The sequence below is a fragment of the Streptomyces hainanensis genome, from assembly GCF_004348415.1.
Lineage (GTDB): Bacteria > Actinomycetota > Actinomycetes > Streptomycetales > Streptomycetaceae > Streptomyces > Streptomyces hainanensis.
In genome coordinates this window covers 1-10,249 of sequence record NZ_SMKI01000281.1, presented here as the reverse complement: position 1 = coordinate 10,249, position 10,249 = coordinate 1, and the positions used below count along the sequence as shown (strand labels likewise).

Below are 10,249 nucleotides of genomic sequence, written 5' to 3'. Positions count from 1 at the left end.
ACCACGCCCTCACCGCCTACCTCACCACGACCGCGGACACCCCTCCCGCGACCGCTGAGCTGCGTGACCATCTCAGGCAGTGGCTGCCGGAGCACATGCTCCCCGGCACCTTCGTCACCCTGGAGACCCTCCCGCTGACCGCCAACGGGAAGGTCGACCGCAAGGCGCTGCCGGCCCCCGACACCGCCCACCCGCACCCCACGGGCGAGTCGGTCGCGCCGCGCACTCCGCTGGAGGAGCAACTGGCCGCCACCTGGGCGGAGGTACTCGGCCTCGACCAGGTCGGGGTGTACGACGACTTCTTCGAACTCGGTGGCGACTCGGTGCTGGCCACCAAGGTCATGGCCCGGCTCAAGGACGTCGTCGAGGGCGAGGAGCTGTCCCTGCGCGTCCTGTTCAGCTCGCCGAACATCGCTGCCATGGCCGCACACGTCGAGGCGAAGCGCGCGGACGGGCTGCGGCGTCCCACCTTCGCCTCGGTGCACGGTGCGGACAGCACGGAGGTCAGCGCCAAGGACCTCACGCTCGACAGGTTCCTCGACGCGCGGACGATCGCCGAGGCGCCAGCCCTGCCCCGCTCGACGGGAGAACCCCGCACGGTGCTGCTGACCGGCGCGAGCGGCTACCTCGGTCGCTTTCTGTGCCTGGAATGGCTCGAACACCTGGCTTCGACCGGCGGCAGGCTGATCTGCGTCGTGCGTGGAAAGGACGCCGCCGCGGCCAGGCGACGGCTCGTCGACGCCTTCGGCAGCGGAGACGCGGAGCTGGCCCGGAAGTTCGAGACGTTGGCCGCCGCGCGCCTGGAGGTGGTGGCGGGCGACATCGCCGAGCCGCGACTGGGGTTGGACGACGGGACCTGGGCCCGGCTCGCCGACGACGTGGACCTGATCGTCCACTCCGGCGCGCTGGTGAACCACGTGCTTCCCTATCCGCACCTGTTCGAGGCCAACGTCGTGGGCACCGCCGAGCTGATCCAACTGGCGCTCACCAGCCGGATCAAGGCGTTCACCTACGTCTCCAGCCTGGTGGTCGCCACGTCCCGCGCCGGGCAGCCGGCGCTCGGCGAGGATCCCGACGTGCGTGTGGCGCTGCCCGTCCAGGAGGTCGACGGGGCCTACGGCCGGGGTTACGCCACCAGCAAGTGGGCCGGGGAGGTGCTCCTTCGGGAGGCGCACGACCTGTGCGGTCTTCCGGTCACCACCTTCCGGTCGAGCATGATCCTCGCCCACAGCCGGTACACCGGGCAGCTGAACGTCTCCGACGTGTTCACCCGCATTCTGTTCAGCGTCATCGCCACCGGCCTCGCGCCGCGGTCCTTCTACCGGAGCGTCGCCGAGGGGGGCTCGCGGGCCCACTACGACGGCCTGCCCGTGGACTTCGTCACCACGGCCGTGCTGGCCCTCGGCGGACGAACGACGGCCGGCTACCAGACGTTCAACCTGGTGAACCCGCACGACGACGGGATCTCGCTCGACACCTTCGTCGACTGGCTCGTCGACGCGGGACATCGGATCGAGCGGGTGGACGACTACCGCGACTGGCTCGTCCGGTTCGAGTCGGCGATGCGGGCCCTCCCCGAAGCGCGGCGACAGCACTCCGCGCTGCCACTCCTGCGGGGGCTCGGCGAGCCCGAGGCGCCGGTCGGCGGATCGCTCCTTCCGTCCGATCGGTTCCGGGCCGCCGTCCAGGCCGCCGGGATCGGTTCCGAGAAGGACATACCGCACCTGTCGCCGTCTCTCATCGAGAGGTACGCGACCGATCTCAGGCGCCTCATGTCCGAATGAGTCGCGAACAGGCCGGGGCGCCAGCGGTCGGCGCCCCGGCCACGACCGGGGGGAAGAAACCGGCCGGTACCAGCACGGTGCCGGCCGCACGCGGCGCGCGCCGTGCGCCGGGACACAGCCGATACGAGAGGACGTGCGGAGATGGCCGGTTGGACGGCGGGCGACATGCCCGACCAGAGCGGCAGGCTGGCCCTGGTCACCGGGGCGAACAGCGGAATCGGCTACGCGACCGCGCGCGAGCTCGCCCGGCGCGGGGCCAGGGTGATACTCGCCTGCCGCAGCGAGGACCGCGGCAGGGAGGCGTGCGAGCGGCTGCGGGCCGAGGTGCCGGTCGCCGATGTCGAGTTCCGGCCGCTTGACCTGGCGGACCTGTCGTCGGTGCGTGCCTTCGCCCGGGACCTGGAGGTCGAGCGGATCGACCTGCTGGTCAACAACGCGGGCGTGATGGCGCTGCCGTACCGGGAGACCGTCGACGGCTTCGAGACACAGATGGGGGTGAACCACCTCGGGCACTTCGCGCTCACCGGGCTCCTGCTGCCGACGATCCTCGCCACCCCGAGGGCCCGGGTGGTGAGCCTCTCCAGCATCGGCCACTTCGGCTCCCGGGTGGACGCCGGCGACCTGCTCGGCGAGGGCCGATACCGCCGCCTGACCGCGTACGCCAAGTCCAAGTCGGCGAACCTGCTGTTCACCCACGAGCTGGCTCGACGTCTCGCCGCGGCCGGCTCCGACGTCGTGGCCGCGGCCGCCCACCCCGGCTACGCGGCGACCAACCTGCAGTACGCGGGCCCGCGCATGGAGGGGCGCCGCCTGGCGGAGCGGTTCACCACGCTGACCTACCTGTTCGCCCAGTCAGCGGACAGGGGCGCGCTTCCCTCGCTCTTCGCCGCGACAGCGCCCGATGTGCGACCCGACGCCTTCGTCGGCCCTCGCCTCCAGGGCTGGCGCGGCGCGCCGGCCCGCTCCTGGCGGGCGAAGTGGACGCTGGACGACGCGGTGGCGGAACGGGTGTGGGAGCGCAGCGAGAAGCTGACCGGGGTCACGTACGACGCGTTGAAGGCCTGAGGTACCGGCCTCGCGGTGGCTGACGGTCGTGACACGTGACCCATCTCGCAAGAATCGACACGTAGCGCTATCATCGCGATGTGACGATGTGTCGGATGAAGGTGTGCTTCCCACCCGGCCGGCGGCCGGGTGAACCGGATCCGGCGGTGGCGCCGTGCCCGAACCGCGGCGCCACCGCCGGCCGTTTCGGTGCGGCGGGGCGTCGTGGAGGCGCCCGGCGGTCGGGTGTCGGTGCCCTCCGCGAGGGGGTGCGCCCGTGAGCGAGAGCCGCCTGTTCCTGCTCCGTGACACGCGCCGCGCCAAGAGGCAGGGCCACGCCGCGATCGCGGAGCGGCAACGCGCCCGGCTCGCCGCGATGGTCGACTACGCGCGCACCCACTCGCCGTACCACCGCCGGCTGTACCGCGACCTGCCGGAGCGGGTCGCGGACTCCGCCCTGTTGCCGGTCACGTCCAAGCGGGCGCTGATGGCGCACTTCGACGACTGGGTCACCGACGGACAGGTGACCCTGAAGCGGGCGCGGGCGCATGTCGACGACCCGGGCCTGATCGGGCACCGGTTCCGCGAGAAGTACCTGCTGGCCACCACCTCGGGCACCACGGGTCGGCGAGGGCTGTTCCTCGTCGACGATCGCAGCCTCGCGGTGGCCGGCGCGCTCTCGCTTCGGATGCTCGCCAGCTGGCTCACCGTCGGCGACGTCGCCGGGATCGTTCGCCGCGGCGGGCGCCTGGCGATGGTGAACGCGACCGGCGGCCACTTCATGACCGCCGCCACCGCCGCCCGTCTGACGGCCTCCGCCCGTCACCGACGCGTTCGGGTGTTCCCCGTCTCCGCCCCGCTGCCGCAGTTGGTCGCCGGGCTGAACGAGTACCAGCCGACGGTCGTCGCCTCCTACGCGAGCATGGCGGCACTGCTGGCCGACGAACGGCGTGCCGGTCGCCTGCGCGTCGAGCCGGCCCTGATGGTCCTCTCCGCCGAAGGGCTCCCCGTCGACCAGTACCGGCGGATCGCCGACGTCTTTCGCGTCAGGGTGGGGCACTCCTACGCCGCCACCGAATGTCCCTTCCTGAGCTACAGCTGCGACCACGGTTGGTACCACGTCAACAGCGACTGGCTGGTGCTGGAGCCGGTCGACGCCGAGTACCGGCCCACCCCGCCCGGTGAGCGGTCCCACACGGTGCTGGTGAGCAACCTGGCCAACCGGATCCAGCCCATCCTGCGCTACGACCTCGGCGACAGCGTGCTGTGGCGGCCCGATCCCTGCGCCTGCGGCGACCCGCTGCCCGCGATCCGCGTGCAGGGGCGTGCCGCCGACGCGCTCGGCTTCCCCGCCCCCGGTGGTGCGCGGGTGACCCTGCCCCCGCTGGTGTTCGCCACCCTGGCCGACGGCGTCCCGGGAGCGGAACTCGTCCAGTTCGTCCACACCGCGCCGGCCACCCTGCGGGTGTGCTTTGTGGCGGCCGCCGGAATCGACCCCGACCGGGTGTGGCGAACACTGCGTGCCGACCTCGCGCGGCTGTTCGCCGATCACCGGCTCGGTCATGTCACCGTCGAGCGCGCCACCGAACCCCCGCAGCAATCTCCCGGAGGCAAGATCCGGCTCGTTCTTCCGCTGTAGCCCGGGGGCGAAAGCGTGCCGACACTTGTGGTGTCACCGAATCGGGAATAGCAACGGTTATCGAACTCGGCGCCCGGTGGCGGGATTCGCGGCCCTCGTGAACGGCCCGTCGGCGACCGTCACTTCTCCGCTTTTCATCGATGCCTGCCGATGATAACGTCCCCTGAGTATCTATCGGTTCGCGATGGTAACAGCAGAAGTGCTGAATGATGGGAAGTTCCATGGAGCAAGCGGAAAACCCCCGGCGGTGGTGGGCCCTGGCGGCCCTGGTCTTAGCGGCATTGACCATCGGATTCGATATCACCATCCTCAATGTGGCGTTGCCGACGATCTCCAGCGAACTGTCGCTGGGCACCGGCACGTTGCAGTGGATCGTCAACGCCTATGTGCTGGTGCTGGCCGGCCTGATGCTGACCTGCGGCGCCCTGGGCGACAAGTACGGCCGGAAGCTGCTGCTGTCCATCGGACTCGTGGTGTTCGGCGCGGCTTCGGCGCTGGCCGCGTGGGCCGATTCCGGCGGCGTGGTCATCCTCGCGAGGGCGGCCATGGGCGTCGGCGGCGCGATCGTCCTGCCCGTGGCGTTCGCCATCGTGGCCGCGCTGTTCGCGCCGTCCGAGCGCAGCAGGGCCGTCTCCCTCCTGGTCGTGGGCACCGGCGCCGGCATTCCACTCGGCCCACTCATCGGCGGATATCTGCTGCAACACTTCTGGTGGGGCTCGATCTTCCTCATCAACATCCCGATGGCGGCCATCGCCCTGCTGGCGATCGTGGTCCTGATGCCCGAATCGCGCGATCCCGCTCCGCCCCGGCTCGATCTGCCGGGCGCGGTGCTGTCGACGGCCGGACTGGTCGTCCTCGCCTACGGCATCATCGAGGCACCCGAGCGGGGCTGGAGCGACGGCCTGGTGCTCGGCGCGCTCGCGCTGTCCGCCCTGCTGCTGGTCGGCTTCGCGGCCTGGGAGCTTCGGACCGAACAGCCGATGATCGACCTCCGCTGGTTCGGCCAACGCCAGTTCCTCTGGGCCAGCCTGGCCGGCGTCCTGGTGAGCTTCGCGCTGCTCGGCATGCTGTTCGTCCTCCCGCAGTACCTGCAACAGGTCATGGGACACGACGCGTTGGCCACCGGCGTGCGGCTGCTGCCCATGATCGCCGGGCTCGTGTTCGGCGCGCCGATCGGGGAACAGCTGGCCGCTCGTGCCGGCTACCGCCTCCCGGTGGGGGCCGGCCTGTTCGTCTCCGGCGGCGCCCTGGCCATCGGCGCCACCACGGACGCGACCACCTCCTACGGGTTCGTGGCCGCATGGCTGGCGGCCGTCGGCATCGGCATCGGCATGGCACTCTCACCGGCCATGGACGCCGTGCTCGGCGACCTGCCCCCCGAACGCTCGGGAGCCGGCACGGCCATCACCATGACACTGCGCCAGGTCGGCGGCGTCCTCGGCGTGGCGCTGCTCGGCAGCCTGCTGGCCCAGGGCTACACGGACCGGCTCGCGACGTCCGACCTGGACGAGGCAGCGGCGGACTCCGCCCGCGACTCCCTCGCCGGCGCGCTCGCCGTCGCCGCCCGTCTCGGCGACGCGGCACTGGCCGACAGCGCGAGAACCGCCTTCATGCACGGCATGACGCTGGTGCTCGTCGTGACCGGGGCGGTCGCGCTGCTCAGCGCCGTCCTGACCGCCGTGTTGCTGCCGGGCCGGCCGAACCAGGCGGACGAGGGCGACACCCGGCCGCGGTCCACGGAAACCGTCGGCTCCTGACCCGCCGGAAGCCGGACGGCGGTCGCTCGCTCGCTCCCGAGGCGGCAGCCGTAGCGGCCGTCGCGCCCCGCCCACGGCGCGGAGCACGACGGCCGCTACGGCCACCCCACCACGGACGACCTCGGGCAGGGCCTCAGCGGCGGCCGTCCGGTGCGGTGGCCGTCACCAGGGACTCACCAGGGACGCGATCTCCTTGCCGACGTCCTGGACACAGGCGTTCACGTAGAAGTGGCCGCCCGGGAAGCAGCGGAAGTGGAACGGGCCGGTGGTGTGGTCCCCCCAAGCCGTCGTCTCGTCCACGCCGGCCTTCGGATCGGTGTCGCCGACCAGCGCGGTGACGGGGCAGCGCAGCTTGGGCCCCGGCTGGAACCGGTAGGTCTCGATGGCCTTGTAGTCACTGCGCACGACCGGAAGGATCATCCGCAGCAACTCGTCGTCCCGCAGGAAGGCCGCGTCGGTCCCGTCCAGCGACTGGATCTCCGCGATCAGCCCCCGATCGTCCCGCAGGTGCACGTCGTCGTCATCACGCGTGACGGACGGCGCACGCCGACCCGACACGACGAGCCCGGCGAGCTGGACGTCGCCGAGCTGTTCCAGGCGTCGAGCCACCTCGAAAGCGATGACCGCGCCCATACTGTGCCCGAACAGGACGAGCGGACGCCCGGTCCAGGAGACGAGGCGGCGGAACACCTGCCGCGCGTACTCCGGGACGTTGTCGATCAGCTCCTCGGCCCGCCGGTCCTGACGGCCCGGGTACTGGACTCCGAAGACCTCCATCCCCGGCCACAACGTCCGCGCCAACGGGAGGAACGTGTTGGCCGAGCCCCCGGCGTGCGGGAAGGCGACCAGCCTCGGTGCCGCCGGAACCTCCTGGCCCAGCCGTCGAATCCACGTGTCACGCCCGCCGTCGGGTGCCGTCACGACGCCACTTCCTCTCTCGCTGATCACGACTGCCGGTTCCGACGCCGCCACGACGACAGCGCCGGCAGCGTCGTTTCGAGCGCCCGGCGCTCCCGCGCCCGGTCGAGCCCCAGGGCGTCCGCCACGGACTCGACATCGCCCTTCTCCACGGCCTCCCAGAAGGCGGCCTCCGACGGCTCGGACGCGGCCGAGGCGGGTGGCGCCATCCAGTACCGCTCCCGCTGGAACGCGTACGTCGGCAACTCCACACGCCGTGGGGACCGACCCGCGAACGCCTCCTCCCACCGCAGCGCCACGCCATGCGTGTGGAGCCGCGCCAGCGCGCTCAGGACCGCGGCCACCTCCGGCCGGTCAGGGGGCGGCAGCGACACGAGCACCTGCCCCGACGGGGAATCCGCCGGCAGATCCCCACCACTGCCGGTCGGCGCCAGGGTCACGACGGCCGACAACCCGCGCCGGACCAGCCGCTGGACGGCCGGCGTGGCCCCCGCCGGCCCACGGACCTGCCGGGTCCAGTACGCGGCGGAGCACAGCAACTCGGCCGGAACCTCCTCGCCGGTCGAGCTCGACACGATCGGGATCGCCGGCGCCGCCGGCGTCAGCCCCTCGGCCACCCGCCGGAACTCGCGCGCCCTCGACTCCGGCTCGCCGCCCGACGCCTCACGACCCAGCCGGGCGTCCGCCGCGGCCAGCACGCAGGCGTCACGCAACGTCAACACGCCGGCCGCGTGTGCGGCGCCGAGCCCACCGAACCCGTGGCCCATGACGGCGTCGACCCGGATCCCGTACGAGGACACCAACCGGAACAGCGCGACCTGGAGAGCGAAGAGCCCCGCCCTGGACGGGTCGAAGTGCTCCGCCACCCCCTGCTCCCGGGAACCGTCGGCGGCGAGGAACACCGGCCGAACCGGACCGCCCAGGTGGAGTTCCAACTCGCCCAGTACCTCGTCCAACGCCTCGGCGAACGGCCTGGAGACCGCGTACAGGGACCGCCCCACCCGGATCGGCCGCGAGCCGGCGTCGGGAAAGACGACGGCCACCCTCGCGTCGCCACGAGCCCGGCCGGCCACCACTCCCTCGGCGCGCTCGTTCCCGGACAGGGCCTCCAGACCGGCCAACAACGCCTCGCGGTCCTCGCCGAGAACCACCGCACGGTGTTCGAGCGGGGCACGGGTCGTCGCCAACGCGTGGCTGACATCCACCGGGCCCGACTCCCGCTCCGTCGTGAGATGCCGCAGCAGCCGCCTGGCCTGCGCCCGCAACCCCGCCTCGGACCGAGCCGAGACCAGCCACGGGACCACCGGCCACGACACGGCCCGGCCAGCCTCGACGCCGGCCCCGGCGACCGGCGGGGCCGGCGCCGGTGGAGCCTGCTCCACGATGGCGTGCGCGTTGGTGCCGCTGATCCCGAACGCCGACACCCCGGCCCGCCGCGGCCGCCCGCGCTCCGGCCACGCCCGTGGCGCCGTGAGGAGCTCGACCGCCCCCGCCGACCAGTCCACGTGCGGCGACGGCTCGTCCACGTGCAACGTCCTGGGCAGCTGCCCGTGCCGGATCGCCATGACCATCTTGATCACCCCCGCGACCCCGGAAGCCGCTCTGGGATACCCGATGTTGGACTTCACCGAGCCCAGCCACAGCGGTTGCCCCCCGGACCTGTCCTGTCCGTAGGTGGCCAGCAGCGCCTGGGCCTCGATCGGATCGCCCAGGGGAGTGCCGTTCCCGTGCGCCTCGACCGCGTCGATATCGGACGGCGCCAGGCCGGCGTTGGCCAGGGCCTGGCGGATCACCCGCTGCTGCGAAGGACCGTTCGGCGCGGTCAGCCCGTTGCTCGCGCCGTCCTGGTTGACCGCGGAGCCACGCACCACCGCCAGCACCTGACGTCCGTTCCGCTGCGCGTCGGACAGCCGCTCCAACACCACCACACCCGCGCCCTCGCCCAGCCCGAGACCGTCGGCGGCGGCCGCGAACGGCTTGCACCTGCCGTCCCGGGCCAGGGTCCGCTGCTGACTCGCCCCCATGAACAGCGCCGGGTTGGAGATCACCGAGACCCCACCGACCAGGGCCAGGTCGCAGTCGCCCTGCCGGAGCGCCTGCCCCGCCAGGTGGAGCGCCACCAGGGACGAGGAGCACGCCGTGTCCACCGTCACCGCCGGCCCCTCAAGACCGAAGACGTACGCCAGCCGCCCCGACATGACGCTGCCGGCGTTACCCGTCACCGCGGCGACTTCGAAGTCTCCCTCCGGCACGGCGCCGTGACCGTACTCGGAAGGCATCGCGCCGATGAACACACCAGCCGGCAGGCCGCGCACCGCCCACGGATCGATGCCGGCCCGCTCGAACGCCTCCCAGCACGTCTCCAGCAGCAGCCGCTGCTGCGGATCCATCGCCACCGCCTCCTCCCGGGAGATCCCGAAGAAGCCCGCGTCGAACTCGGTGGCACCCGCGAGGAAACCGCCCTCGCGAACGTAGCTCTTGCCCACCCGCTCGGGGTGGTACAGCTCGTCGAGGTTCCAGCCGCGGTCGGTGGGGAAGGCGGAGACGGCGTCGCGGCCTTCGGCGACCAGTTCCCACAGGTCCTCGGGGGAGGCCACCCCGCCCGGATAGCGGCAGGCCATGCCGACGATGGCGACGGGTTCGGTGAGGGCCGCGGTCAGCTGCTGGTTCCGCCGCCGCAGCCGCTCCGCCTCCACCATCGCGGCACGCAGCGCTTCGACGATCTCGTCGGTGGACACGGTCATCAGGAGCCCGACCCTTCCGCCCGCACGGAACGGTCCGCGCCGTCGAGCGCGAGCCGGACCAGATCCGCGACGGCCAACCCCGCGATGGCGCTGCTCTCCTCGGCCTGCGGGACGGGAGCCTCCTCGGTCGGCTTCGCCAACCGCAGGATCGTGTCCAGCACGCCGGCCTGGCGCAGCCTGGCGAGGGGGACGGTGGCCAGGGCTCGCCGGACCTCGGCCTCGGCCGCGTCGACGGGATCCGACGGAGCGTCCTCCGCGGCCTGCGGCGTGAGTTGGCCGCGTAGGTATTGGGCTACGGCGGTGGGTGTGGGGTGGTCGAAGATGAGGGTGGCGGGGAGGCGTTGTCCGGTGGTGGTGGTGAGG

7 protein-coding genes are annotated in these 10,249 nt (G+C 72.3%); 4 read left to right on the top strand and 3 right to left on the bottom strand.

All coding sequences use genetic code 11. The annotated features are described in order from the left end of the window. From E1283_RS23555 to E1283_RS23540, 4 genes are all read left to right on the top strand, one after another. On the top strand, positions 1 to 1,784 hold a 1,784-nt coding region (locus E1283_RS23555), incomplete at its 5' end, for a thioester reductase domain-containing protein (RefSeq protein ID WP_132820130.1). 141 nt (positions 1,785 to 1,925) lie between these two features. Then, entirely contained in the window at positions 1,926 to 2,849 is a 924-nt protein-coding gene (locus E1283_RS23550) for an oxidoreductase (RefSeq protein WP_132820129.1), read from the top strand. 256 nt (positions 2,850 to 3,105) lie between these two features. Then, a complete protein-coding gene (locus E1283_RS23545; RefSeq protein ID WP_132820128.1) occupies positions 3,106 to 4,467 on the top strand; it encodes a phenylacetate--CoA ligase family protein in 1,362 nt (453 codons plus the stop codon). Between the two features lie 221 nt (positions 4,468 to 4,688). Continuing rightward, positions 4,689 to 6,224 carry an MFS transporter gene (locus E1283_RS23540; protein WP_132820127.1) on the top strand — a complete coding sequence of 512 codons (1,536 nt, stop codon included), beginning with the start codon at positions 4,689 to 4,691 and terminating at the stop codon, positions 6,222 to 6,224. 162 nt (positions 6,225 to 6,386) lie between these two features. Here the strand turns inward: E1283_RS23540 and E1283_RS23535 are convergent, their stop codons facing one another. The 3 genes from E1283_RS23535 to E1283_RS37450 all read right to left on the bottom strand — a co-directional run. Continuing rightward, positions 6,387 to 7,145, bottom strand: a complete 759-nt coding sequence (locus E1283_RS23535; protein ID WP_132820126.1) for a thioesterase II family protein — start codon at positions 7,143 to 7,145, stop codon at positions 6,387 to 6,389. Positions 7,146 to 7,168: 23 nt separating this feature from the next. Next, entirely contained in the window at positions 7,169 to 9,889 is a 2,721-nt protein-coding gene (locus E1283_RS23530; RefSeq protein ID WP_481906700.1) for a type I polyketide synthase, read from the bottom strand. After that, the coding region (locus tag E1283_RS37450) for an acyl carrier protein (protein ID WP_165956225.1) at positions 9,886 to 10,249 on the bottom strand (364 nt) is incomplete at its 5' end. The genes E1283_RS23530 and E1283_RS37450, both read right to left, overlap by 4 nt.

What these genes read in the sequence shown, in the direction of transcription:
- E1283_RS23550 (WP_132820129.1), top strand. Translation starts at nt 1,926, where the DNA reads ATGGCCGGTTGGACGGCGGGCGACATGCCCGACCAGAGCGGCAGGCTG.
- E1283_RS23540 (WP_132820127.1), top strand. Translation starts at nt 4,689, where the DNA reads ATGGAGCAAGCGGAAAACCCCCGGCGGTGGTGGGCCCTGGCGGCCCTG.